General features: G+C 47.6%; 22 protein-coding genes and 1 pseudogene. 20 read left to right on the top strand and 3 right to left on the bottom strand.

All coding sequences use genetic code 11. The annotated features are described in order from the left end of the window. The 11 genes and pseudogenes from ACTRDR_RS12415 to ACTRDR_RS12465 form a co-directional block, all read left to right on the top strand. The coding region (locus tag ACTRDR_RS12415) for an AAA family ATPase (RefSeq protein WP_440527858.1) at positions 1 to 835 on the top strand (835 nt) is incomplete at its 5' end. 128 nt (positions 836 to 963) lie between these two features. Continuing rightward, positions 964 to 1,173, top strand: a complete 210-nt coding sequence (locus ACTRDR_RS12420; protein ID WP_440527859.1) for a transposon-encoded TnpW family protein — start codon at positions 964 to 966, stop codon at positions 1,171 to 1,173. An 80-nt stretch (positions 1,174 to 1,253) separates the two neighbouring features. Further along, a complete protein-coding gene (locus ACTRDR_RS12425; RefSeq protein ID WP_440527861.1) occupies positions 1,254 to 1,493 on the top strand; it encodes a hypothetical protein in 240 nt (79 codons plus the stop codon). Further along, the gene (locus tag ACTRDR_RS12430) at positions 1,477 to 2,229 is read left to right on the top strand and encodes a hypothetical protein (RefSeq protein WP_440527863.1); all 753 of its coding nucleotides are present in this window, start codon (positions 1,477 to 1,479) and stop codon (positions 2,227 to 2,229) included. The genes ACTRDR_RS12425 and ACTRDR_RS12430 overlap by 17 nt, the downstream gene beginning before the upstream one ends. A 152-nt stretch (positions 2,230 to 2,381) precedes the next feature. Next, positions 2,382 to 2,978: a hypothetical protein gene (locus tag ACTRDR_RS12435; RefSeq protein WP_440527865.1), complete on the top strand. Its 597-nt coding sequence runs from the start codon at positions 2,382 to 2,384 to the stop codon at positions 2,976 to 2,978. Positions 2,979 to 3,255: 277 nt separating this feature from the next. Further along, positions 3,256 to 3,588, top strand: coding sequence for a HEAT repeat domain-containing protein (locus ACTRDR_RS12440; protein ID WP_118505119.1), 333 nt, complete (start codon positions 3,256 to 3,258; stop codon positions 3,586 to 3,588). Positions 3,589 to 3,806: 218 nt separating this feature from the next. Beyond that, a complete protein-coding gene (locus ACTRDR_RS12445; RefSeq protein ID WP_440527866.1) occupies positions 3,807 to 4,412 on the top strand; it encodes a type IV toxin-antitoxin system AbiEi family antitoxin domain-containing protein in 606 nt (201 codons plus the stop codon). After that, positions 4,405 to 5,301, top strand: a complete 897-nt coding sequence (locus ACTRDR_RS12450) for a nucleotidyl transferase AbiEii/AbiGii toxin family protein (protein ID WP_440527868.1) — start codon at positions 4,405 to 4,407, stop codon at positions 5,299 to 5,301. The genes ACTRDR_RS12445 and ACTRDR_RS12450 overlap by 8 nt, the downstream gene beginning before the upstream one ends. 410 nt (positions 5,302 to 5,711) lie before the next feature. Beyond that, positions 5,712 to 6,056: pseudogene (locus ACTRDR_RS12455) on the top strand (sporulation initiation factor Spo0A C-terminal domain-containing protein); the annotation flags it as partial. 121 nt (positions 6,057 to 6,177) lie between these two features. Beyond that, on the top strand, positions 6,178 to 7,623 hold the full coding sequence (gene glgA / locus ACTRDR_RS12460) for a glycogen synthase GlgA (RefSeq protein ID WP_349212470.1): 1,446 nt from the start codon (positions 6,178 to 6,180) through the stop codon (positions 7,621 to 7,623). Positions 7,624 to 7,649: 26 nt separating this feature from the next. Then, complete coding sequence (locus tag ACTRDR_RS12465) at positions 7,650 to 9,314, top strand: putative polysaccharide biosynthesis protein (protein ID WP_440527869.1); 1,665 nt, start codon at positions 7,650 to 7,652, stop codon at positions 9,312 to 9,314. 741 nt (positions 9,315 to 10,055) lie between these two features. Here the strand turns inward: ACTRDR_RS12465 and nudC are convergent. Next, positions 10,056 to 10,991 (bottom strand): NAD(+) diphosphatase, encoded by a 936-nt coding sequence (nudC, locus tag ACTRDR_RS12470; RefSeq protein ID WP_176865665.1) that lies wholly within the window; start codon positions 10,989 to 10,991, stop codon positions 10,056 to 10,058. 272 nt (positions 10,992 to 11,263) lie between these two features. On the opposite strand from nudC, the gene ACTRDR_RS12475 reads away from it, so the two are divergent. The 8 genes from ACTRDR_RS12475 to ACTRDR_RS12510 all read left to right on the top strand — a co-directional run bounded on the left by ACTRDR_RS12475 (position 11,264) and on the right by ACTRDR_RS12510 (position 24,345). Continuing rightward, positions 11,264 to 12,229, top strand: coding sequence for a phospho-N-acetylmuramoyl-pentapeptide-transferase (locus tag ACTRDR_RS12475; RefSeq protein WP_176865633.1), 966 nt, complete (start codon positions 11,264 to 11,266; stop codon positions 12,227 to 12,229). Positions 12,230 to 12,370: 141 nt separating this feature from the next. Further along, positions 12,371 to 12,871, top strand: coding sequence for a transcription elongation factor GreA (gene greA / locus ACTRDR_RS12480; protein WP_440527871.1), 501 nt, complete (start codon positions 12,371 to 12,373; stop codon positions 12,869 to 12,871). Between the two features lie 138 nt (positions 12,872 to 13,009). Beyond that, positions 13,010 to 14,545 (top strand): HAD hydrolase-like protein, encoded by a 1,536-nt coding sequence (locus ACTRDR_RS12485; RefSeq protein WP_440527873.1) that lies wholly within the window; start codon positions 13,010 to 13,012, stop codon positions 14,543 to 14,545. Positions 14,546 to 14,799: 254 nt separating this feature from the next. Further along, on the top strand, positions 14,800 to 15,603 hold the full coding sequence (locus tag ACTRDR_RS12490; protein ID WP_440527875.1) for a glycosyltransferase family 2 protein: 804 nt from the start codon (positions 14,800 to 14,802) through the stop codon (positions 15,601 to 15,603). 293 nt (positions 15,604 to 15,896) lie between these two features. Beyond that, positions 15,897 to 20,444: a glutamate synthase large subunit gene (gltB, locus tag ACTRDR_RS12495; RefSeq protein ID WP_440527877.1), complete on the top strand. Its 4,548-nt coding sequence runs from the start codon at positions 15,897 to 15,899 to the stop codon at positions 20,442 to 20,444. 153 nt (positions 20,445 to 20,597) lie between these two features. Beyond that, the gene (locus tag ACTRDR_RS12500; RefSeq protein ID WP_440527878.1) at positions 20,598 to 22,091 is read left to right on the top strand and encodes a glutamate synthase subunit beta; all 1,494 of its coding nucleotides are present in this window, start codon (positions 20,598 to 20,600) and stop codon (positions 22,089 to 22,091) included. 90 nt (positions 22,092 to 22,181) lie between these two features. Further along, positions 22,182 to 23,270, top strand: coding sequence for a tryptophan--tRNA ligase (trpS, locus tag ACTRDR_RS12505; RefSeq protein WP_440527880.1), 1,089 nt, complete (start codon positions 22,182 to 22,184; stop codon positions 23,268 to 23,270). A gap of 88 nt (positions 23,271 to 23,358) precedes the next feature. Further along, the gene (locus ACTRDR_RS12510; RefSeq protein ID WP_440527881.1) at positions 23,359 to 24,345 is read left to right on the top strand and encodes an SH3 domain-containing protein; all 987 of its coding nucleotides are present in this window, start codon (positions 23,359 to 23,361) and stop codon (positions 24,343 to 24,345) included. Between the two features lie 104 nt (positions 24,346 to 24,449). On the opposite strand, the gene ACTRDR_RS12515 is transcribed toward ACTRDR_RS12510, so the two are convergent. Then, positions 24,450 to 24,782, bottom strand: a complete 333-nt coding sequence (locus ACTRDR_RS12515; RefSeq protein WP_176865649.1) for a nuclear transport factor 2 family protein — start codon at positions 24,780 to 24,782, stop codon at positions 24,450 to 24,452. A gap of 13 nt (positions 24,783 to 24,795) precedes the next feature. Beyond that, positions 24,796 to 25,584, bottom strand: coding sequence for an SDR family oxidoreductase (locus ACTRDR_RS12520; RefSeq protein ID WP_176865651.1), 789 nt, complete (start codon positions 25,582 to 25,584; stop codon positions 24,796 to 24,798). Between the two features lie 107 nt (positions 25,585 to 25,691). Here ACTRDR_RS12520 and pdxR point away from each other — a divergent pair. Next, on the top strand, positions 25,692 to 26,824 hold a 1,133-nt coding region (pdxR, locus tag ACTRDR_RS12525), incomplete at its 3' end, for a MocR-like pyridoxine biosynthesis transcription factor PdxR (RefSeq protein WP_440527882.1).

Below are 26,824 nucleotides of genomic sequence, written 5' to 3' on the forward strand. Positions count from 1 at the left end.
CCTACGCCTTGCCGCCGCCTGCACCACCGGGGGAACGCTGCCGGGAATGAAGCCCCTGCCGCCATTCCAAGTCATTTACCAGACCGCCGAGGACGGTTTGGGAGATACCGTCAAGCCCCGCCTTATGGAAGCCGAAGCAGACCTTGACCGCGTTCTTGTGATTGATGAATCCAAGCGGGAACTTACCCTGTCCGATGAGCGCATAGAGAAAGCTATCACACAGAACGGGGCGCGGCTGATTATCCTTGACCCAATACAGGCGTATATGGGCGACAAAGCCGACATGAACAAGGCTAACGAAGTGCGTCCTATCTTCCGCCGCCTTGCCGAAGTCGCGGAGCGTACCGGGTGCGCCGTTATCCTTATTGGGCATTTGAACAAAGCAGCCGGAGGGCAGAGCGCGTACCGGGGATTAGGTTCTATCGACTTCCGAGCCGCCGCACGGAGCGTGCTTTTAATCGGGCGCGTGAAGCGAGAGCCGAATGTGCGCGTCATCGTCCATGACAAATCTTCCCTTGCGCCGGAGGGGAAGCCTGTCGCCTTTTGTCTTGACCCGGAAACAGGCTTTTCATGGATAGGCGAATATGACATAACCGACGACGAGCTGCTGTCCGGCGCGGGCGGCAACAACGCCGCCAAAACCGAACAGGCTGAAAAGCTGATACTTGACCTACTTGCAGACGGGAAAGAGCTTGCCAGCGAGAACATTGTAAAGGCCGCAGCCGAAGCCGGAATATTCGAGAGGACAGTACAGAACGCCAAGCGCAACATGAGCGCGGTTTTAGGCGCAAAGCGTATCGGCGGGCAATGGTACAACTTCCTAAAGAAGCCGTAGCCGCCCCAACCCGCAAACTGAAAGTGCAAAACGCAGAGCCTTTGCGCTTTGCACTTTCGCACTTTCACTATACCGACCACCGCCCCATGTGCTGACCGCATGGGGATTTATCTTTGAAAGGAGAGCCTATGAGCAACGAAACCGCCACCCCTACCGCTTCCCCTCTGACCGCACAAGGTACACAGCAGCCCGTTATGGTAAAGAGGATTGGAAAGACAACCTATCGTGTCAAGCTACATTTCAGCGAAACGAGCAAGGAAACGATGACCGATAAGATTAAACGGCTTATTTTGAATGATTGTGCAAAAGAGTTTGAACAAAGCGAAAAAATTTCTTAAACACCCTTGACAAAGCGTATCAGAAGATATCCTATTAGTGTACCTGGGGTGTAATAGTGAACCTTGCATGTCTTGTATTGATGTTATCTTTATCCATAGTAGCTTATGCTGCTAATTGGTTTGGACTTCGTGATTTGTTGCTGCCTTTTATAAACCGGTCTTCTTCCATAGAAGAGGAAAGTAGTACCATTGGTTTATCAGGGTATCAGGGAAGTGAAGAATGGCAGGCCTTGGCAGAATGGCGGGAGTTTGTGAGTCAGTATGATCCGGATGGAAGAATTTATCAAAATATAGATGGAAATATTGGCGGACAGCATTGATTTTGCTGCACTTACTCCGGTTGTAAAACCTCAATTAGATCTAACAACCAGCAGTGGGGCAGTAGAACATGATGAGGTGGTAAAAGATGGTAGTGAGGTCGCGGTAGAATATGATGCGGATGCAAGGCAGATATATGCAGCAACTTTGCGCAATCTTTTGTATAACAATATTCTGCCGGATGGAAGTAAGGTGGAAACTTCGGTAGGAGAATATTCGAGTTTTGCAATCGACGATGTGGATTCTGACGGAAAGGAAGAACTGGTAGTACTATATGACCCTGGGGTAATGGCAGATGAGAAAGGTTATATTATGGGCTATGATAGTAATACAGGAGAAACATATATCCAATTAGAAGAATTCCCGTATTTTGCTTTTTTGCGTAATGGAAATCTAAAAGCACTGTCTTCACACAATCAAACTTATGGAGACATGTGGCCATATTTGTTTTACCGGTATATTCCGGAGAGTGATACTTATGAATTGGTAGGATATGTGCATTCAGAAGATAAGTGGACTTTGGAATCGAACGGAAAGTCAGACCAATATCCGGATGAAGCAGACACTTCTGAAACAGGAACGGTATATTATGTAGGAACAGACGGATGGGGAACGAAACCCATGGATGAGACGGACTATATGGAATGGCTGAATGCAAATGAAGGTAATGTCGAAGAGCTGGAGATTTCATATTTACCATTTACTGAAGAAAATATTGAAAAAATGGCCAAAAGATAATAGACTAAAAATATGAGTGGCAATGAGTTATGTAAAAAGGATTGGTTGGGAATATATTTTTTCAGCATAAAGTACCAGCAATTTGGCAGAAATAGCGAAGTTTTCTTTTATAGTACTAAAATATTAAGAAGAGAAAATAAAGGAGATTATGTATGAGAAAAATTTTTACTGTTATTTTGATTGGAACGTTGACTTTAACCTTATTGGGGTGTCAAAAGCAGCCTGAAGAAATACCAAATTCTTATTTTGAGGAAACTGAACCTGAGGTAGTGGAGGAAATAAAAGAATCAGATTCCAGTAGCGAAGAATTAAACTCAGAGGAACATATTCAGCTAAAATATGAAAATAATAACATAAGTTTTGAATATTCAAATACATGGGAATTAATGGAATTGCAGCATGAGGATGGAAACGAAATAAGTTTTTGGAACTCGGAAGGAAAGAAAGTACTTTGGATCGATAGAGGAGAGGCATGGCGTGTAAATCTTGAAATGACAGAAGAAGATTACAAGGAACTATTATCAGAAACCTACGATGAAGTAGAAATTATAGAATTATCCAAAACAAATATAGATGGATATGAGGCCAATATATTAACTTTTTCATATAATTGTGATGGAATCAGAGAGACAATAAAAAGATATACAGTTATTGTAGAATATGCTTTCTGCGAGATTAATATATCTTCCCTGCTTTCTGAAGAAGAAATCAATTCGTTTGTTGACTCACTAGAATTTATTTCCCAATAATCATTATGTAATTACTGCATTACAAGCTTATTGGCAAGTGATGTGAAATCGGCATTGGACTACCGGGCATTAGAATACAGATGTGATTTATTTGAGCAAAAGATTAGCAGGTTATAGAATTTTTAGAAATCCTTCATTTTGTTATAATTGTTTTCTGACAAATAAGGTGTTATCATAACATTATCAAGAGAAGCCAATCACCACAGGCGATATATAGTGATGCCCCGGAGACGATTTTACCGCCCCCGCGTTGGCAGAAAGAAAGAGGCGTGTGTTTATGGAACAACATGATTTAAGTAAGATCCAGAAATTACAGGAGAAAGGAAAATCCGACAAGATTATCAAATATCTGAGTTCTTCCGATGACACCGTGGTGGTAGCCGCACTGGAAGCTCTGAGCCGGATCAAGGATGAAGACAGTGTTAACAGCATTGCCCACATGATCGACAATCCGGATACGAAGATCCGTATCGAAGCAGCAAAAGCATTAGGCAGCATCGGCACCGAATATGCCAAGACCTATCTACTGCACAGACTGAATGCAGAACAGGATGAGACCGTGAAGACAGCCATCAAGGAAGCCCTTCACACTCTGGCAGAGCATCATTAATTTAATTTGCTTTACTCGTAGTTTTTCTACTTATACATTTTCCCTCTTATTGGCGTCCGGGTTATTCCGGGCGCCTTTTTTCCTGAGTTTTCCCGAAATAACTTTCGACGTACAAATTTTGAATAATATACGCGTATAGTAGTTTCGATTTACGAAACCATATGGTATAATAAGTGCATACATTATTTATAACTTGTGTGAGGAAAGTTGGTGCCTGCTTGAGTAAAAAAGAAATTTTAAAAAAAGTAATTGAAAATAATGGCGGCATAGCAAAAACTTCAGATTTTGCCGCTAACGGGATAAACAAATACGAAGTAGCGTCGTTTTGTAAAGAAGGAATTATTGAAAGAATTCGCAGAGGATTTTATCAACTCCCACAAAGTAAAAGTATTACAGAAGAACAGCTCATACGAGAGTTCCTTCCACAGGGAATTATTTGTGTGGAGTCCGCTTTGTTTCATTATGGATACAGTGATTTTTCTCCTCGTGAATGGTCGATTGCTGTACCAAGGACGGCAACCCGTGTTGTAAAGAGCATTGAAGAATTTCCTATGAAGGCTTACTATATTCAAAAGGAATTTTTAGATATAGGTAAGTCCGTAAGCAATTTTAACGGCGTAATACTGCCCGTGTATGATCGTGAACGAACAATATGCGATTGTTTTAAGTACCGTACAAAACTTGACAACGAGATTTTTAATAAGGCGGTCAATGTATATGCTGTGGATGAAAAAAAGAACCTTGCAAATTTGTCTAAGTACGCAAAAGAAATGAAACTATACACTAAGGTTATGAATGTAATGGAGGTACTGCTAAATGGCTGATATAGCTGCATCTGTGTTGGCACGGCTCAAAAATAAAGCGACTGAAAGCGGTAGAAGCTATCAGCTATGCTTGCAACTCTTTTGCCAAGAGGAATTTTTGCGCCGTTTGGAAAATTCCAAGTATGCTGAGAACTTTGTGTTGAAAGGCGGGTTGTTCCTATATTCTATTACTGACTTTGATAGCCGAGTGACAGTTGATGTAGATTTTTTGCTTCGGAAAATCCCCAATACACCGGAACAGTTAAAGAGTATTCTCGAAGAAATTATCGTTGTTCACACCGGCAATGATTTTGTGACTTTTGAGATAAAGGATGTTGCGCCTATCGCCGTCCAGAAGAAGTATGCAGGCATCGGAGCATCAATGGTTGCCCATATAAAAAATACTCGAACCCCCTTTGGCATTGATTTCGGTGTTGGTGATGTCATTGTGCCGAAGCAGGAAAGGCGAAAAATACCCACTCAGCTTGGTGATTTTGCTGCACCCACAGTTAATACGTATTCCATTGAAACGACTGTTGCTGAGAAAATTGATGCAATCCTTAGCCTGATGGAATTTTCCAGTCGTATGAAAGATTATTACGATATTTATTATCTTGCTAATAAGTTCGATTTTGACGGTAATGTACTGACCGAAGCGCTCAGCAGAACCTTTCAGAACCGTGAGCACAATTTTACGGTAGAACAATTTGAACAAGTTATGAGTTTCGATGAAGATATGGCAATGCAGAAAAAATGGAAAGCGTTTGTCCGTAAAATCGACACGAAAACGGATGATTACAGTACTGTGTTGAAAACAATAAAAGTATTTCTGACAAAACCGTATATAGCAGCGGTTGAGGGCAAAGAATTTACTGAAAAATGGTATGCCGCTAATGGCAAGTGGATGTAATAGGGGGAAGAGTATTATGAATAATCAAATTGTAGACGAATTTGATAAAGTATGAGACCATTATAGGGTAGGGAGTATCAAAATTCCTGCCCTTATTTATTGTTGTTGCATAGCCTGCGAAATTTGGAAAAATCTTGCGATGGGTTCTGCTTGAAGCCATGACGCATATCTATTTATAATAGAACGGTACGTGAAAAAAGTAGTTTTGTAGTCATGGAGGTAGTTTAATGGAAAAATTAAACATTACAACTACAAAGGATAATGAAAAAGTATACAAAATCCTGGGGGATCTGATGAATGCCAACAAGGAATTCCAAATTATGATCACGGTTCCTTCTACGAAAAACGCCAAAGACAGCACAGTAAAAGCGACAGAAAAAAAGGAACAGACCCAGGAAGTCATCCATGACCTGGAAAAGGATGTCACGGATATGATCCATGAGATCGGAGTCCCGGCACATATCAAAGGGTATCAGTATCTGCGGGAAGCTATCATGATGTCGGTGGAGGATCCGGCGATGATCAGTTCCATCACGAAGATCCTGTATCCGACCATCGCCAAACGTTTTCAGACCACACCCAGCCGCGTAGAGCGCGCTATCCGCCATGCCATTGAGGTTGCCTGGAGCAGAGGGCGCATGGAGACCCTGGATGCCATGTTCGGTTACACGATCGACACGGGCAAAGGCAAACCTACCAATTCGGAATTTATCGCGCTGATCGCTGACAGGATCCGACTTTCTTACAGAAACTGAGGCAAAACCGAAGACTCTAAAAGATTTGTAAATTATCGCTGCCCTCTTTTCTATGAATCGTAAACATGGTATAATCAATCTATATTTTGAATATAAGCCGTAGCATATGTGGAGGGTTTACATGAAAAAAATTCTTTTTGCCGCATCGGAAGGCGTACCTTTTATCAAGACCGGAGGACTTGCGGATGTCGTAGGATCTTTGCCGAAGTATATTGACAAGGAGTATTTTGATGTAAGAGTGTTTATCCCGAAGTATACCTGTATGAAACAGGAGATGAAGGATAAACTCAGGTATGTGACACATTTCTACATGGATTTCAACTGGCAGAATGTATACGTAGGTGTTCTGGAGGCAGAGGAAGCCGGGGTGCATTATTATTTCATTGATAATGAGAGTTATTTCGGTGGTTTCAAGCCTTATGGGGATGATCCCAGATATGAGATCGAAAAGTATGCATATTTTTGCAAGGCAGTGCTGTCGGCATTACCGCTTTTGAATTTCCAGCCGGATCTGATCCATTGCCATGACTGGCAGACAGGCCTGATCCCTGTATACCTGAAGGAGCGTTTCCATGGCGGAGATTTCTACCGCAACATGAAGTCCGTTATCACCATACATAACCTGAAGTTCCAGGGAAAATGGGACGTGAAGACGGTGCAGAGCATTACCGGACTGCCGGAGTATTATTTTACCTCTGACAAGTTAGAGGCTTATAAGGATGCGAACCTGCTGAAGGGCGGTATTGTATTCGCGGATGCGGTGACTACCGTAAGTGATACCTATGCGGAGGAGATCAAGACGCCGTTCTACGGTGAGGGTCTGGACGGACTGCTGCGTGCGAGAAGTCATGATCTGCGCGGTATCGTCAACGGCATCGACTATGGAGAGTTCAATCCGGAGACGGACAAAAATATCGTAAAAGCCTATAATGCAGTGAATTTCCGCAAGGAAAAGGTGAAGAATAAGCGTGCCCTGCAGGAAGAGCTTGGACTTCGCGTAGATGATAAGAAAATGATGATCGGTCTGGTATCCCGACTGACAGACCAGAAGGGTCTGGATCTGATCGCTTATGTGATGGATGAACTGTGCCAGGATGATATCCAGTTCGTGGTACTGGGCACCGGTGAGGAACGTTATGAGAATATGTTCCGTCATTTCGACTGGAAGTATGGAGACAAGGTGGCTGCCAACATTTATTATTCGGATGCACTGTCCCATAAAATCTATGCGGCGTGTGATGCTTATCTGATGCCGTCCCTGTTCGAACCCTGCGGTCTGAGTCAGTTGATCGCGCTGCGTTACGGTACCGTACCCATCGTCAGAGAGACCGGCGGACTGAAGGATACTGTACAGCCCTATAATGAGTATGAGAGCACTGGTACGGGCTTCAGCTTTACGAATTATAATGCACACGAGATGCTGAATACGATCCGCTATGCGGAGCATATTTACTATGACAGGAAGAGAGAGTGGAATAAGATCGTGGATCGTGCCATGGCCACCGACTATTCCTGGAAGGTATCCGCCGGAAAATATCAGGAGATGTATGACTGGCTGATCGGATAAAGAACTGGAATAAGGTAAGATTACATATGGCAGATAAGAACAGTTCCAAGAACAATTTTATCATGCAGGCGGGAATTCTGGCGGCAGCCGGAATCATCAGCAGAATCATAGGGCTCCTTTACAGGGGCCCTTTACAGAGTGTCATCGGGAATCTGGGACTTGGCTATTACCAGTCAGCGTATAACTATTATACGATCATTCTGTTGATCTCCTCTTATAGTATTCCCTCGGCAATTTCCAAAGCTATCGCACAGAAGCTGGGAGAGAAGGAATATCGCAACGCCCACAGACTGTTCCACGGAGCCATGATCTATGTACTGGTGGTTGGCGGTATAGCCAGCCTTTTTCTGTTTTTCGGAGCGGGATTATTCGTGTCCGGAGCAGCGGTCACAGTACTGCGCACCTTTGCACCGACGATTTTCGTCTATGGTATCCTGGGAGTTTTACGAGGGTATTTTCAGGCACATAAGAGCATGGCACAGACCTCCGTATCGCAGATTCTGGAACAGATTGCCAATGCGGTAGTCAGCGTAGGCGCGGCATATCTTCTGATCCAAATGTTTATGGGAACGATCGAGGTCCCGGCGGATCAGGCAGGGCAGGTGATGAGAGCAACTTACGGTGCCGTGGGAAGTGCGCTGGGTACCGGTGTGGGCGTACTGGTGGCATTATTGTTCATGGCAGGGATCTATGCCCTGAACCGGAAGATGATCCTGCGCAGAGTGCAGCGTGACAGACATGAACATGTGGATTCCTACGGACAGATATTCAAGACCATCACACTGGTGGTGACCCCGTTTATTTTGAGTACGGCCGTATATAACTTAAGCAGTACGGTCAACAACAGTATCTACACCAAATGGTATCCGTCCCTTCGTAATCTGGATACGGTATCTATTTATGAAAAATATGGTATTTTCTCCGGACAATCCCTGACAATGTCCAATATTCCCATAGCTTTTGCATCTGCTATGGCATCGGCTATGATTCCTTCCGTAGCACAGCTCATAGCAGCCCGGGATGTGAAGGGAGCCCGAGAGAAGATCGGACTGGCAGTGAAGACTACCATGGTGATCTCGATTCCCTGCGCTGTGGGACTTTTTGTGCTGGCGAAGCCGGTGATCAGTCTGCTGTTCACGAATAAGACGGCAGAGGAACTGAACCTGGCGGCAGCCCTTTTAATGACATTGTCACTGTCGGTTATCTTTTATGCATTGTCGACATTAAACAGTTCCATTTTACAGGGGCTGGGCAAAGTCAATACCCCGATCATCAATGCGGGGATCTCGCTGGTGGTGCAGACGGTGGCAGCAGTGTTGCTTCTTATGTTCACAAGCCTGGATCTGTACAGCATTGCCATTGCCAATACGCTGTATTCCGGTATGATGTGTGTACTGAACCAGTGGGCAGTAAGAAGAGCAGTAGGCTATAGACAGGAGATCGTCAAGACTTTTGTCATTCCGGCGTTCGCATCCGCGTTTATGGGAGCGGCAGCCTGGGCAATCTACGAAGGTCTGTATATGGTGACGAAATCTATGCGGATCTCTGTCATTCCGGCGATTGTGATCGCTGCCGTAGTCTATTTTGTCATGCTGATACTGATGCGGGGCATCACGGAGCAGGAGCTTCGCAGCTTCCCGAAGGGATATCTGTTAGTGAAGGTAGCGAAGAAGTGCCGCTTATTGAGATAAAGAGAAGCGACGACAGCTACGATGTTCTAGGAAAAGAAAGTATGTAAAGAAAGTATGTATAGAAAGTAGCCTGCCTTATGATGATGCTATCGTCTGAGGCAGGTTTTTTCGTGCGTGGGGCGCAAATATAAGGAGAATGCTGATTAAGCCCCGGGAAGATCAAGGGAGCGGGGCGCAGAGAGGAAAAGAAGCTGATTAAGCCCCGGGAAGATCGAGAGAACGGGGCGCAGAGAGGAAAAGAAGCTGATTAAGCCCCGGGAAGATCGAAAGAACGGGGCGCAGAGAGGAAAAGAAGCTGATTAAGCCCCGGGAAGATCAAGAGAACGGGGCGCAGAGAGGAAAAGAAGCTGATTAAGCCCCAGGAAGATCAAGAGAACGGGGCGCAGAGAGCTAAAACAGGCCGATTATACCCAAGGAAAAGAAACCGGCCGGGTATGGGGAGCTACAATAGGCCGACTATACCCAGGGAAAAGAAACCAGCCGGGTATAGGGAGGCACAATAGGCCGATTATACCCAGGGAAAAGAAACCAGCCGGGTATGTGGAGCCACAATAGGCCGATTATACCCAGGGAAAAGAAACCGGCTGGGTATGGGGAGCTACAATAGGACGACTATACCCAAGGAACCGTTAGGGTATGGGGAGCCATAATAGGCCGATTATACCCCCGGAACTGAATTCACGGGGGCACAAAGTCAAGGTATACCATGGAATAGAAGTGAAAAACTGTCAAATGCAACAATTATCTCTGACAAAACGGATCCCCACCATTCTTGAATAAGGTGATCATTTCCTGCCCCACACTGATGGTGGAAGGAAGATCCGGAACTTCGCTACGGGAGAACCATTTTGCTTCACCGAGTTCGGATTCCTGCAAAGTAATCGTGGGATCACCGTCCAGCTTTGCAAAGAAGCCGATCATAGCGGAATCACTGAAGGACCAGGGCTGGGATTTGTAATAGACCAGATCACTGACCTTAAGGCCTACCTCTTCCATGATCTCTCTGCGGGCAGCGCCCTTGAAGGTCTCACCGACTTCCACGAAGCCTGCTACCAGTGCCCAGTGACGGTAGGAACCGCCGGCGTAGCGGGTCAGCAGGATCTTGTCCTGCATGGTATCCACGATGGCGATAATGACAGCCGGAGAGATCTTGGGATATTCGATCTGTCCGCACTCCGGGCAGATGCAGGCCCGCTCTGTGGTACTGTGAACTGTGGGATGACCACAGCGGCCGCAGAATTTCCGATCCAGACGGAAACGGTTGATCTGGGTGGCGGTGATCCCAGCGAATGCCAGATATTCCGGTTCAAAGTTACGGAACACGCCGGAAGCATAGAGATCTTCCTCCGGGAGCATGAGAGCACCGGAGTTTTCTACGGTCTTACGGTAAAAAGCCCTGTCGTCAATGGAAAAGAGGTATTCACAGTCGAGGAAAAAGCGCTCCAGGGGCTGTCGGATTCCCAATAGTCCATGAACTTCCTCGAAGGTAGGAAGATATACCTGAGAATGCTTCACAATACCTGCATTCGCGGAAGAGCCCGCAACAGCAGCGTCGTTTCCTGTATGGGAGGGCAGATATACCTTTTCACCATCAAACAACAGCAGATAATCGGAAGGCTTTGGCTCCTGATTTCGGAATTCCGGATAATATTTATGAGGTTCGATCTTATGGATCATCATAGGGTGTTTCTCCTTTTATGGCTATTTTTCAGAAAGTATTCATAAGAATATAGTAGTCCACCGTAGGGAGGCTGTCAAATGCAACAGTTCATGAATTGTTGTGGAAATTATTTGAGATTCCGATATATTTGTGTTAAAATGTTTTGTAACTGTTCTGGGACGTTCATTCCGCGAAGCCCCGCCGGACAGTTATGAAATTTATCAGAAAATACAGCATGAGAGTGTCGTGATGAATGTCTCGGGTGCATCATGTGGAAACGAGGGATAGTATGTTACAGATGATCTTACCGGAGGGAAGCAGTTCTCTCCTTGCTTTTTTTGGAATCCTTTTTGCTTTTGGAGCTACGGTACTGGCAACGGCAAAATTAAGTCCATATCTGCCTAAGGATGCCGGAAGAGAATTTGCCCATGACGGAAAATTGTCTGCGGGGAAACCCAGAGGCGCCGGAATTATTTTTGTCCTGGCATTTGTGGCATCTGTTCTGCTGTTTTCCCCTTTAAGCGCAGAGCTGGTGATCTACCTGCTGCTGATCGTGGTATGTATGATGACCGGGTTTTTGGATGATGCGTCCAAGACACCCTGGGGAGAATATAAGAAGGGCTTTTTGGATTTGTGTGTGGCAGCACTGGTAGCTATCACTTTTCTGAAATATAATTCCAATGTGGTGGAGCTGGCACTGTTCCATGTAAAGTTCACGCTGCCGCCTGTGGTATTTGCTATCCTCACGGTGATCCTGGTATGGACCTCCGTGAATGTGACCAACTGCTCCGATGGCGTGGACGGACTGTCCGGAACTTTGACTATTATAACAATTATATCTATCTACATTGTGGATCGCATGAAGGATGTGAATGAGACTTACTCTTTCCTGATCCTGCTGTTTGCCGTATGTATTCTGGGCTATTTGTGGTACAATGCCACACCCAGTAAGCTGATGATGGGGGATGCCGGTTCCCGGGCCATGGGATTGTTCATCAGCATCGCCATTTTAAAGAGCGGCTGCCCGTTCCTGTTTATCCCATTGGCACTGGTGCTGATCCTGGACGGAGGACTGGGACTTCTTAAGGTGTCCCTGCTTCGCTTTCTGAAGATTCATATTTTAAAAAATACGAGAACGCCGCTGCACGATCATGTGCGTAAGGTGTGGGACTGGTCCAATACCCAGACGGTATTCCGATTTGCTATCATTCAGATCATTTTATCTTTGGCTGTGATCTATGCAATGCAATTGTAAAATGCTGGTATGCCGGTAAAACATAGCGGTTAAGGTCGAATGGCTGCTTGAGGCAGAAAAGTGCATTTGCCAGAGGAAAAGAAAGATGTATCCCTGATGCGAAGTGAAGCAAGTAAGTGAATAGATAGAAATGGAGAAATTATGTACGATGAATTAACCCCCACTGACATTAAGAAAATGGAAGAAGAGATCGAATACCGCAAGCTGGTCGTGCGTCCCAAGGCACTGGAAGACGTCAAAGAAGCCAGAGCCCACGGTGATCTCAGCGAGAATTTTGAATACTATGCAGCCAAAAAGTATAAGAATCAGAACGAGAGCCGGATCCGCTATCTGGAGAGAATGATCAAGACCGCGAAGGTCATCTCCGAGAACTCCGCAGCGGATGAGGTAGGTATTAACAACACCGTCACGGTGGAATTCGTAGATGACGGCACGGAAGAGGATTACAAGATCGTGACAACCGTCCGCGGTAATTCCCTGGAAGGTCTGATCAGCAATGAGTCCCCCCTGGGCAAAGCACTCCTTGGCAAAAAAGTAGGCGACATCGTCCATGTGCAGGTCAATGCCAATGTGGGCTACGATGTGGAGATCAAGGCACTGAAAAATACCGAGGATGACGGAGACAAGATCCGCAGCTTCTAGTACCTTGTTCTGCAAATAACCAGACGAATAACTCGTATAAATTTCCATCTGCGGCATCAGAAAAGCTTGACAATTTTTGAATGCTGTACGAGTCGTTTGCGGAACATATAAGAATAGAAAGAAAAAGGAATTATAAGAATGAAGAAATATCTGCTGTTTGATCTGGACGGTACCCTGACAGATCCTAAAATCGGAATTACTACCTGTGTGCAGTATGCACTGCACTCCTTCGGCATCGAGGAGCCGGATCTGGACAAGTTAGAGCCTTTTATCGGACCGCCACTGCGTGACAGCTTTATGGAATTCTACGGTTTCACCGCAAAGCAGGCAGAAGATGCTGTGGCAAAATACAGAGAGCGTTTTCAGGATACGGGACTTTTTGAAAATGAGGTCTATACCGGTATCCCTAAGATGCTGCGGGAACTTCAGGCTAAGGGATATTTTCTGGCAGTAGCATCCAGCAAGCCCCAGGTATACGTAGAGCGTATCCTGGAACATTTTGATCTGAAAAAATATTTTTCTGTAGTGGTGGGTAGTGAACTGGACGGCAGAAGAGAGACCAAGGATCAGGTGGTACAGGAAACCCTTCGTCAGCTCTTTGGAGAGAACCCCGTGGATCCCGAACAGGTCTATATGATCGGTGACAGAAAGTTTGATGTGGAAGGAGCCAGAGCGCTCGGAGTGGAGAGCGTGGGAGTGACCTACGGCTACGGAAGCAAGGAAGAATTAAAGGAAGCGAAGGCGGATTACATTGTACAATCCGTGGAAGAACTGGAGAAATTTTTACTCCGTGGCAGTGAAGAATTACTGAACGGAAATCCGGACAATAAAAAGAAAAACCCCATGTATCAGAGGATCTGGACCATGGTGTATTCGTTTCTGATGTTTATATTGGTGCGCAATGCAGTGCAGTATGCGCTGCTGGCACTGTTATATCAGCTGGCACAGTCCGGAGCCTCCGGTGGACTGGTGGATCTTTTAATCCTACGGGATGAGACCGGCGCCTATAACGGCTACTCCGGAGATGTCTCCAGTATCATTGCGGCTCTTGGATTCATCGGCGGTGCCATTGCCGTATGGTCCACAGCGAAACTGCTCATTGATAAAAATAAAGAGGACATGCACTTAAGCCACTTGAAAAAAGAAGGAAAGAGCAAATATGTCTTACTGACTGTGGCTACCATCGGTGCCGTCATCGGATGCAATCTCCTGTTTGAACTCCTGGGAGTGACTAATAAGTCTGAAGCTTATACCGAAGTGGCAGCCCAGCAATATTCCGCACACTTTATCGTAGGAATCCTCGTATTCGGCTTCATCTCCCCCATAGCAGAGGAACTCCTGTTCCGCGGAGTTATCTACGGATACCTTCGCAGATTCATGGATATCAAACTCGCCATAGCCCTGTCCGCCCTGATCTTCGGTGTCTACCACATGAACTATGTCCAGGGCGTATACGGCTTCCTCATCGGCTGCCTGATGGCATATGCTTACGAATACTTTGGAGAGTTCAAAATGGCAGTCTTTGTCCATGTGGCATCCAACGTCCTCGCCTACTGCCTGTCCTATACCGCCATCGCCGTCACCGGCTTTGTCAGCTGGCCTGTATGCGTGATTTTCCTGGCAGTGGCAGCAGCCTCCCTTGGAACACTTCATAAACAGAAAAATGTATTCTAAGCACTAATAAAGTATATTAGCCATCCTCTGGATATTCGATAAGATATCTCTGGATGGTTATCATAACCCAGTAGCCCCGACAGAGGGAAGAATAAGCAGACCGTAAGCAGACGTCGGCACTTAGCGTGGGTACTTTCCACGCTTATGTGCCGCTACGCTCTGCGACATGAGCGCATCGTGCTAAAGCACGCGCGTGTCGCGTTTCTTCCCTCTGTCGAGGCTACGGAGATTTTATAGAAAAATAGGAGCAACACATGAAATTCAGCATTATCGTAGTCTGCTTAAACCCAGGCCCTAAACTGAATCAGACTCTGGACAGTATCCTGTCCCAGACCTACCCTGATTTCGAGATCATCGTCAAAGACGGCGGCAGCCGCGACGGTTCCATAGAAACCATGCGCGAGGACAGACATATCCGCTTATACCAGGAACCCGACCACAGCATCTACGAAGCCATGAATCAGGCAGTCTCCCATGTGACCGGCGACTATATTCTTTTCCTAAATTGCGGTGACCTTTTCTTTGACAACGAAGTTCTGAGCCGCACCGCACAGTTCATGGAACAGCACCCGGCGAAACTTCAGGGCATCTACTACGGCGATACATACAGCGCGAAGACAGAGACGAAGATCTCTTCCCCGCCCCGCATCACCGGTTTCGTCTGCTACCGCAACATTCCCTGCCACCAGTCCTGCTTTTATGCTGCAGACCTGTGCAGACAGAAGCCCTATGAACCCAAATATAAGATCCGTGCAGATTACGAACATTTCCTCTGGTGCTATTATCGTGCCAAAGCACCCATGCAGTATCTGGGACTTACCGTGTCCTCCTACGAGGGCGGCGGCTACTCTGAGACCAAGGAGAACCTGAAGCGCAGCGCTGCAGAACATAAGGAGATCACGACAAAATACATGAATCCCGGCGAACTGTTTCGCTACCGGGCAGTGATGGCACTGACGTTTGCGCCTCTTCGCACCGCACTGGCAGAGAGTAAACACTTTTCTGCAATGTATCAGAAACTGATGAGCAAGGTGTATGGCCGGAAACAGGAAAAATAGGGGGAATCCACAAAAAGTTGTGTGGAAAATATAATTTTAAAGAGAAAATTAATACAATTTCCAGATAACAGACATGCAAATAATAAAATTGACAAATTATCTGACGATTTATAGAAAAATCTATATTTACAAATGAGAAAAATAGGTGTATAGTACAGAAAAGGTCGCAATGAGGCGCTCGAAAGAGTCTCATTGCGACCTTTTTTGTTACTATTACGGTCTTGCAAATGAGGTTCAAAACAGTAACAGACGGATTAAGAAGAGAGAAATAGAAAACCGGAAAGGAGAACTATATGTTTGATGTAAAACAGGAGCTGCCCAAGGCACCGTTATATCGGGAAGAATTTGAGCATGATAACTGCGGTATCGGAGCCTGTGTCAATATTCATGGAGAGAAGAGCCGCGCTACCGTTGAGAATGCGCTGAAGATCGTAGAGAATCTGGAGCACAGAGCCGGTAAGGATGCGGAAGGTAAGACCGGTGACGGTGTCGGTATTCTGACCCAGATCCCCCACAAATTTTTTGCAAGAGTCACAAAGGCTCTGGGCATGGATATCGGCGGAGAGAGAGAATACGGTGTCGGCATGTTCTTCTTTCCCCAGGAAGAGCTGCGCCGTAACCAGGCGAAGAAGATGTTCGAGATCATTGTGGAAAAGGAAGGAATGGAATTCCTCGGCTGGCGTGAAGTGCCCACTTTCCCCAATGTACTGGGACACAAGGCAGTAGAGTGCATGCCCTATATCATGCAGGGCTTTGTGAAAAAGCCCGCCGATGTGGAAAAAGGTCTGCCCTTCGACCGCAGACTTTACATTGCAAGGCGTGTATTCGAGCAGTCTTCCGATGATACCTATGTGGTCTCTCTTTCCAGCAGAACCATCGTATATAAAGGAATGTTCCTGGTAGGACAGCTTCGTACCTTCTTTGCAGACTTACAGAGTGAGGATTACGAATCCGCCATTGCTATGGTACATTCCCGTTTCTCCACCAACACCAACCCCAGCTGGGAGCGTGCCCATCCGAACCGTCTGATGGTACACAACGGTGAGATCAACACCATCCGCGGCAATGCCGATAAGATGCTGGCGCGCGAAGAGAACATGGAATCTGAGCATCTGAAGGGTCAGCTGCATAAGGTACTGCCTGCCATCAGCAAGACCGGTTCCGATTCCGCGATGTTAGACAATACATTGGAGTTTTTGGTAATGAGCGGCATGGAGCTGCCTCTGGCAGTCATGATTGCCATCCCCGAGCCCTGGGCGAATAACAAGGCAATGTCCCAGACTAAGAGAGATTTCTACCAGTATTACGCTACCATGATGGAGCCCTGGGACGGTCCTGCATCCATTCTGTTCTCCGACGGAGATATCATGGGAGCCGTGCTGGACAGAAACGGACTGCGTCCTTCCCGTTACATGATCACTGACGACGATACCCTGATCCTGTCCTCTGAGGTAGGTGTGCTTCCCATTGATCCCACGAAGATCAAAGTAAAAGAAAGACTTCGTCCCGGCAAGATGCTCCTGGTCGATACCGTACAGGGCAGAGTCATCGACGATGAGGAGATCAAGGAAAAATATGCTTCCAGACAACCTTATGGAGAATGGCTGGATAACAATCTGACCGAACTGAAGAGCATCCATATCCCGAACTATCGCGTTCCGGAATACACCTACGAAGAACGTCAGCGGATGCAGAAGGCTTTTGGTTACACCTATGATGAAATGAAGCAGAGCATTCTGCCGATGGCAAAGAACGGCAGCGAAGCTATCGCAGCCATGGGTGTGGATACCCCACTGCCAGTGCTGAGTAAGACAAATCATCCGCTGTTCCATTATTTCAAGCAGCTGTTTGCACAGGTGACCAACCCGCCCATTGATGCCATCCGTGAGGAGATCGTAACCTCCACCACCGTATACATCGGTACCGAAGGCAACATCCTGGAGGAGACTCCGAAGAACTGTAACGTTCTGAAGGTCAACAACCCGATCCTGACCAACACCGATCTCTTGAAGATCAAGAACATGAAAGTAGACGGCTTCAAGGTAGAAGTCGTACCTATCGTATATTATAAGAACACCAGCTTAGAGCGTGCTATTGACCGACTGTTCGTGGAAGTGGACAGAGCTTACAGAGAAGGCGTTAACATTCTGATCCTGTCCGACAGAGGCGTGGATGAGAACCATGTGCCCATTCCTTCCCTGCTTGCCGTATCTGCCCTGAACCAGTATCTTGTACGCACCAAGAAGAGGACCAGAGTCGCACTGATCCTGGAATCCGGCGAACCCAGAGAAGTACACCATTTTGCTACACTGCTTGGCTATGGTGCCTGCGCTATCAACCCTTATCTGGCACAGGATACCATCAAGGAGCTGATCGAGAGCAATATGCTGGACAAAGATTATTATGCTGCAGTGGATGATTACAACAACGCTGTTCTCCACGGCATTGTCAAGATAGCTTCCAAGATGGGCATCAGCACTATCCAGTCCTATCAGGGCTCCCAGATCTTCGAGGCTATCGGTATTGCACCGGAAGTGATCAGTAAGTATTTCTCCAACACCGTATGTCGTGTGGGAGGTATTACCTTAAAAGATATTGAGCAGCAGGTAGACGACCTGCACTCTCAGGCATTTGATCCGCTGGGACTGAAAAACGACCTGACCTTAAACAGCCCCGGACACCACAAGATGCGCAGCGGCGGTGACGAGCATCTGTACAACCCCGCTACCATCCATATGTTACAGGAATCCACCAGACGCGGTGATTATCAGATGTTCAAGCAGTACACTGCCATGGTCAACGATGAAGATTCCATCAAGAACCTCAGAGGACTGATGGACTTCAATTATCCGAAAAAGGGTGTGCCCATCGAGGAAGTAGAGCCGGTAGAGTCCATCGTAACCCGATTCAAGACCGGTGCCATGTCCTACGGTTCCATTTCCAAGGAAGCCCATGAGACCATGGCCATCGCCATGAACCATCTGCACGGCAAGAGCAATTCCGGTGAAGGCGGTGAGGATCTGGACCGTCTGACCGTAGGCCCGGATGGACTCAACCGTTGTTCTGCCATCAAGCAGGTAGCCAGCGGACGTTTCGGCGTCACCAGCCGTTACCTGGTAAGTGCACAGGAGATCCAGATTAAGATGGCACAGGGAGCAAAACCCGGCGAGGGCGGACATCTGCCCGGAGGAAAGGTATATCCCTGGATTGCCAAGACCAGACATTCCACACCCGGTGTGTCCCTGATCTCTCCGCCCCCTCATCACGATATTTATTCCATTGAGGATCTGGCGCAGTTGATCTATGATCTGAAAAATGCCAACACCCAGGCAAGAATCTCCGTGAAGCTGGTATCCGAAGCCGGTGTGGGAACCGTAGCAGCCGGTGTAGCCAAGGCGGGAGCCCAGGTCATCCTGGTATCCGGCTATGACGGCGGTACCGGTGCGGCACCGAGAAACTCCATCCACAATGCCGGACTTCCCTGGGAACTGGGACTGGCAGAGACCCATCAGACCCTGATCATGAATGGATTGCGTAATAAAGTCCGTATCGAGACCGACGGTAAGCTCATGAGTGGCAGAGACGTAGCCATCGCAGCCATTTTAGGCGCCGAGGAATTCGGTTTTGCTACTGCTCCTTTGGTAACCATGGGTTGTGTCATGATGAGAGTATGTAATCTGGATACCTGTCCGGTAGGTGTGGCTACCCAGAATCCGGAGCTGCGGAAAAACTTCCGCGGTAAGCCGGAATATGTGGAAAACTTTATGAAATTTATCGCACAGGAGCTGCGGGAATACATGGCAGCACTGGGCGTGCGTACCGTAGATGAACTGGTGGGCAGAACTGATCTGCTGAAGAGAAAAGAGCATCTGACCGATCGTCAGGAGGAAGTGGATCTGACCCAGATCTTAAGCAATCCTTACGAGGGCAGCAAGCAGAAGGTGACCTTTGATCCCAGGCAGGTCTATGACTTCCAGTTAGAGAAGACACTGGATGAGAAGGTACTGTTAAAGCAGCTGGGAAAAGCCATCGACGCAGGACAGAAGCGCAGCATCGAAGTAGACGTCAGCAACACCGATCGTGCTTTCGGTACGATCCTCGGAAGCGAGATCACCAGAAAACTGGGCGATGATGTGGAAGAGGATACCTACCATGTACTGTGTAAGGGTGCCGGCGGACAGTCCTTCGGAGCCTTTATCCCCAAGGGCCTGACTCTGGAACTGGTAGGCGACAGCAACGACTACTTCGGCAAAGGCTTATCCGGCGGTAAGCTGGTGGTATATCCTCCCCAGGGCAGCAAGTTCAAGGCTGAGGAAAATATCATCATCGGTAATGTGGCACTGTACGGTGCAACCTCCGGTAAAGCATTCATCAACGGTGTGGCAGGCGAACGTTTCTGCGTACGTAACTCAGGTGCCATCGCAGTCGTCGAAGGTGTAGGTGATCATGGTTGTGAATACATGACCGGCGGACGCGTGGTAGTCCTGGGACCCACCGGTAAAAACTTTGCAGCCGGTATGAGCGGCGGTATCGCTTATGTACTGGATGAAGGCAACGATCTGTACAAGCGTCTGAATAAGGAAATGGTATCTTCCAGCGAGATCACATCCAAATATGATGTGCTGGAGTTGAAATCCATGATCCAGGAGCATGTGGCACTGACCAATTCCGCCAAGGGTAAGGAAGTGCTGGACAACTTTGGAGAGTATCTGCCCAAGTTCAAGAAGATCATCCCTCATGACTATGAGAGAGTCTTGAAGACCATCGTACAGATGGAGGAAAAGGGACTGAGCGCAGAGCAGGCACAGATCGAAGCATTCTATGCCAACACCAGAAAGTAAATGGGAGGCCAGTGTGAAAAGCAATCCTGAAGATTACTTTTCACACGACTAATTTGTGTCGCGGGCGCCACAAATTAGTTTATCGCAGAACTAAATCTGAAATTTAGTTCGCGATTCTTCCGATGCCGATGCGTCTGCAGAATGGAGAGAGTCATGGGAAAACCAACGGGATTTATGGAATATAAAAGGGAAGTCAGCGTGGCTGAGGATCCGAAGAAGAGAATACAGCATTTTAACGAATTCCATGAGCATCTGCCGAAGGAAAAGCAGCGTTTACAGGGTGCCAGATGTATGGAATGCGGCGTGCCGTTCTGCCAGTCGGGTATGATGATCTGCGGTATGGCCAGCGGATGCCCTCTGCACAATCTGGTGCCGGAGTGGAACGATCTGGTATATACCGGCAACTGGCAGCAGGCTTACAACCGTCTGAAGAAGACCAACAATTTCCCCGAGTTCACTTCCAGAGTATGCCCTGCCCTGTGTGAGGCGGCATGTACCTGCGGGCTGAACGGGGATCCGGTCTCCACTAAAGAGAACGAATATGCCATCATTGAGAATGCTTACAGCGAGGGCTATGCGGCAGCCAAGCCCCCTGTGGTACGCACCGGCAAAAAAGTGGCAGTCATCGGCAGCGGTCCCTCCGGACTGGCAGCAGCGGATCTGCTGAACCAGAGAGGACATCAGGTCACAGTGTTTGAGCGTTCCGATCGTGTGGGAGGACTGTTGATGTACGGCATCCCCAACATGAAGCTGGAGAAGCAGATCATCGACCGCAAGATCAATATTATGAAGGAAGAGGGTGTCACCTTTGTCACCGGAACCGACATCGGCAAGGATATCAAGGCATCCAAGCTTTTGCATGATTTTGACCGTGTCGTACTGGCATGCGGTGCTTCCAACCCCAGAGACATCAATGCTCCCGGCAGAGATGCCAAGGGAATCTATTTCGCGGTGGATTTCCTGAAAGCGAATACCAGGAGTCTGTTGGATTCAAATTTTGAAGATAAAAAATATGTGGAGACCAAGGGGAAGAATGTGGTCATCATCGGCGGCGGTGATACCGGTAATGACTGCGTGGGAACCTCCATCCGTCACGGTGCAAAATCAGTGACCCAGATTGAGATGATGCCCAAGGCACCGGATAAGAGAGCAGAGAACAATCCCTGGCCTGAATGGCCGAAGGTCTGCAAGACCGATTACGGTCAGGAAGAAGCCATTGCGGTCTACGGACATGATCCGAGGATTTATGAGTCCACGGTCAAGGAATTTATCAAGGATAAGAATGGCAATCTGAAAGCTGTGAAGATCGTGAAGCTGTCCTGGGAAAAGGATCCGGCTACCGGACGCATGAAGATGCAGGAGATCGCCGGAAGCGAGCAGATCCTGGATGCGGAGATCGTACTGATCGCAGCGGGCTTCTTAGGAACCCAGAAATACATTGTCGATGCTTTCGGGGTGGAATTAAATGAACGCACCAATGTAAAAACTGCCCCCGGGAAATACCAGACCAGTGTGGAAAATGTATTCGTCACCGGCGATATGCACAGGGGACAGTCGCTGGTGGTATGGGCGATCCGCGAAGGCAGAGAAGCTGCACATGCAGTGGATGAGAGCCTGATGGGGTATTCTAATCTGGTGATCCAGTAGTATTAAAAAAACCATTTCCTTCCTGGCAAAAAGATGGTATGATAGAAGCAATGATGTATAGTCGCTTTGGCGGCGGATTGAGAGGAAGAAATGGACAAGATTATTTTAACAGGTGACAGACCCACCGGTAGATTGCATGTGGGACATTATGTAGGCTCCTTAAGAAGACGTGTGGAGTTACAGAATTCCGGCGAATATAAGAAGACTTTTATCATGATCGCAGACGCACAGGCGCTGACGGACAATATCGAGAATCCCGAGAAGGTACGTCAGAATATTATCGAAGTGGCACTGGACTACATGTCCTGCGGACTGGATCCCAGTAAGGCTACGATCTTCATCCAGTCTCAGATCTCCGAACTGTGTGAACTGACCTTCTATTACATGGATCTGGTAACCGTAGCGAGACTGCAGAGGAATCCGACCGTTAAGAGCGAGATTCAGATGCGTAACTTCGAAGCCAGCATCCCCGTGGGATTTTTCACTTATCCTATCAGCCAGGCATCCGATATTACTGCTTTCAAGGCAACCACCGTTCCCGTAGGCGGCGACCAGCTGCCCATGATCGAGCAGACCAGAGAGATCGTGCATAAATTCAACACGGTATATTCACCGGTATTGGTGGAGCCCAAGGCACTGCTGCCTGAGAACGAGGCATGTCAGAGATTGCCCGGCATCGACGGCAAAGCGAAAATGAGTAAATCCCTGGGCAACTGTATCTATCTGTCAGACAGTGCAGACGATGTACGTACTAAGATCATGAGCATGTACACTGACCCCGAGCATCTGCTTGTCAGTGATCCCGGACATTTAGAGGGCAATACGGTATTCACTTATCTGGATGCGTTCTGCCGGCCGGAGCACTTCGAGAGATATCTGCCGGATTATGCAGATCTGGACGAGCTGAAGGCTCATTACACCAGAGGCGGTCTGGGTGACGTGAAGGTGAAGAAGTTCTTAAATAACGTAATGCAGGAGACCTTAGAGCCCATCCGTAACCGTAGAAAAGAATTAGAGAAGGATATTCCCGCAGTATACGAGATCCTGAAGAAGGGCAGCGACGAGGCCCGCACGGTGGCAGCACAGACATTATCTGAGGTGAAGAGTGCAATGCGTATCAACTACTTTGATGATGCGGAACTGATCCGTATGCAGAGTGAAAAATACGAGGGACAGTAAAATAATTTATTAACGCTTCAGAAGTTTACTTCCGGAGCGTTATTGTTATCTGCAGGATTTCTACAGAATACAGAAGGAGGCATAAATTATGACTGATAGGGACACGGAAAATAATAGGAAGAATAATATTTCCGGACAGGATGAGATATTTGATTATGAAGATCTTTCGGAAGAAGATGATTTTGCAGAGGATGACTTTGCGGATGACTCTCCGGAAGACGGTGAAATCGTTATCCACTTCAAACTATGGATGATTCCTGCATTTATCGGTATGGTGATTCTGGCGATTCTGATCTGTATTCCTCTGTGGAAGTTAAGCCATCATAATAGTAACGACGGGGGCGGGGATACACTTCCAGCGGTGATAGTAACGGAAGAGACTAAGGCGATGGAGACTGTTACAGAACCTGAGACCACGGCAACCCCAGAACCGACAGCGGCACCCACGGCTACCCCGGAGCCTGCAACTCCTGAGCCGACTGCAACGCCCACGCCTGCGGCAACCCCGGAGAACCGACCGGTAGTGGAAGATACCCCTGCACCTGCACCGGTATCCGATGGCAGCATGACTTTTATAGAGGTAAATGATACTGTCACCGCGAAAGATGTGAGCAATCTCCGCAGCACGCCATCGACCTCAGAGGAAGGGAATGTGGTGGGGCAGTTGAAAAACGGTGAGACACTGACGCGCACCGGCAGAAATGATGACACCGGTTGGTCAAGACTTAATTACAACGGGCAGACTGTCTATGCGGTATCCGCTTATCTGACTACGGACACCTCTTATAAGACACCGACAGTGCCGGTGAATTCCAACCGAGTCAGCACCCAGGACGGCAGAGTTATTGTATTCGTGGATTGTGATGACTATATTACGCCTAAGGATCTGATTAACCTGCGGACAGAACCCAGCACTAGTGAGGGGGAGAGCACCGTGCGTACCCAGGTAAGGAACGGAACGAATCTGCATCGCACCGGATACAGTGAAGCCTCCGGCTGGTCCAGAGTGGAGTACAACGGCGAGATTCTGTATGCTGTGACGAATTACGTAGTGTCCGGAACAGCCCCGGAATGATCCGGATAATTTGAAAGGACAGAATGCAAAGAAGCGGTATCTCGTGTAGATACCGCTTCTTTAGCGTAAGATTTTATTAGAGAAAAGTATAAGGGATTGGCAAATTATTTGGGTCTGACGGTAAGTCTCTGAATCAGACCGTTTTCATCGGTCTCACGGACCGTGGCGATGGCCATGATATTGTAGCCGCCAAAATTGGCAATGAATTCGGCCTGCTTGTCATTAACGACCTCAGCATCTAAAATGGAGTAACGGCGGAAACCGAATTTATTACGGAAGAACATGTTAATGGCTTCTTTTCCGTAGATATGATACTCCTGTTGGGAAGCGGAGGTGGTACAATAGTCACACAGAATGCCGTCGGGAGTGAACAACTCTGCAAGTCCGGCAAAATCTTTATTTTCCATAGCTTCTACATATTTTTCAATGGGTCTCATAGCGTGTTCCTCCTTAATATACCTTTTCAGAATTTAACAGTGCATCGGTACCGCCGTCTACGAACATGATGTTGCCGTTGACGCCTCTGGCGGAATCGGAAGCTAAAAATACCATAACTTCCGCAATCTCTTCCGGTGCCATCAGACATTCCTGACCGTACTTGGTGGGAATGGGGAGAGCGTTCAGTGCCATCTTCGCGGTGGTGCTCATGGTAGCGGTCATGGCAGTATGTACGTTGCCGGGAGCTACTGCATTGATGCGGACACCGTTGGCTGCCCAGGTAGCGGAGACTCTGCGGACCCATCTTGCCAGAGCGTACTTGGTGGATACATAGAGGCTGTTGCCTACGGAGAGGTTGGTGGAATCCATAGAGGATACCAGGCTTAATACTCTCTTTTCATCGCCGATGTTATTCAACAGATCTACGATATCTTTACGTCCGGCACCCTGGGAAATGGTGTTGGATACGGTGACTACGCAGCTGCCGTGCTTTTTCTGAAGGAGGTCATAGACGCCCTTTGCAATGGCTACGGTCCCGAAATAGTTCAGGGAAATGATCAGCTCCAGATTGCCGCAGGCGCCGGAGACACCGGCATTACAGATCATGCCGTCGAGACCTTCGGGATGCAGCTCGTGCAGCTTGTCTACTGCAGTCTGTCTTCCCTCCGGAGTGGCCAGGTTCACACAGATGTCGCCGCCCTTCAGATCAATGTTGATGACTTCGTGTCCTTTTTGAAGCAACAGTTCTTTTGTCTTGGCGCCGATTCCGCTGGATGCGCCGGTGATTGCATATACGCCCATATTAATCCTCCTTGTTTTCCTTCCTGCTTGCTTTTACTTTATAAGTTCATTATAATAAAAACTGACCTCTTTTAAATAACCAAAATGAGAAAATATGAGGATACCAGATGCTAACCTATGACCTGACTGCCCGTGGCAGAAAAACCATGTATGAATACTTATATGAAGCAATGAAGGCTGACATCTTAAGCGGTCGGCTGACTGCCGGAGAGAAGCTTCCTTCGAAGCGAGCGTTTGCTGAACACTTGCAGGTCAGCGTCAAGACTGTGGAAAATACCTACGAGCAGCTGCTGTTGGAAGGCTATATCCGGTCGGAGGAGAAGAGAGGATATTTTGTCAACCGTCTGGAAGTGAAGAGCACAGCCACTCCGGCGTATGCCTCCTTTGTGACCCGTTTCCGGGAGGAGGAATATATGGCGGATCTGACGGCAAATAATATTCAATATGATAAGTTCCCCTTTGCCACCTGGGCGAAGATCATGCGTCAGACCCTGACGGATTATGATACATCTCTGCTTAAGACAGTTCCTTTTAATGGAGTGGAAAAATTAAGAGTGGCGATCGCCGAGCATTTGTACCGGTACCGCGGCATGCAGGTATCACCGGATCATATTATTGTGGGTGCGGGAACGGAATATCTATACAGCCGTCTGTTACAGCTCCTTGGGAAAAATGCAAAATTCGGCGTGGAGAATCCGGGCTACCGCAAGATTACGAAATTATATGAAGTGGGCGGCGTGGCATGGGATTATGTGGACATCGACGGACAGGGAATGAAGGTGGAGCAGCTGGAGGAAAAATGCATCACTGTGGCGCATGTGTCGCCGGAACACCATTTTCCCATCGGGCTGGTCATGCCGGTGGGAAGACGGCAGGAGCTGCTTCGCTGGGCGGCAGAGGAGCCGGAACGTTATATCGTGGAGGACGATTTCGACTGTGAGTTCCGCATGGTTGGCAAACCCATCCCTTCCATGCAGTCCATGGATCGGAATCACAGAGTTATCTATATCAATACCTTTTCCAAGACTATGGTACCGTCCTTGCGTATTGGCTATATGGTGCTGCCGGAGAAGCTGATGGAACGGTATATTTCCACCATGAATTTCTATTCCTGTACGGTATCCGGTTTTGAACAATATGCCATGGCGGCTTTTCTGGAAGGGGGATATTTTGAGCGGCACATTCGGAGACTGATCAACGATTACAGAGGGCAGAGAGAGCGGATCTGCCGGATGTTTCG

Source organism: Simiaoa sp. (assembly GCF_051972595.1).
In the GTDB taxonomy this organism is placed as follows: domain Bacteria; phylum Bacillota; class Clostridia; order Lachnospirales; family Lachnospiraceae; genus Acetatifactor; species Acetatifactor hominis.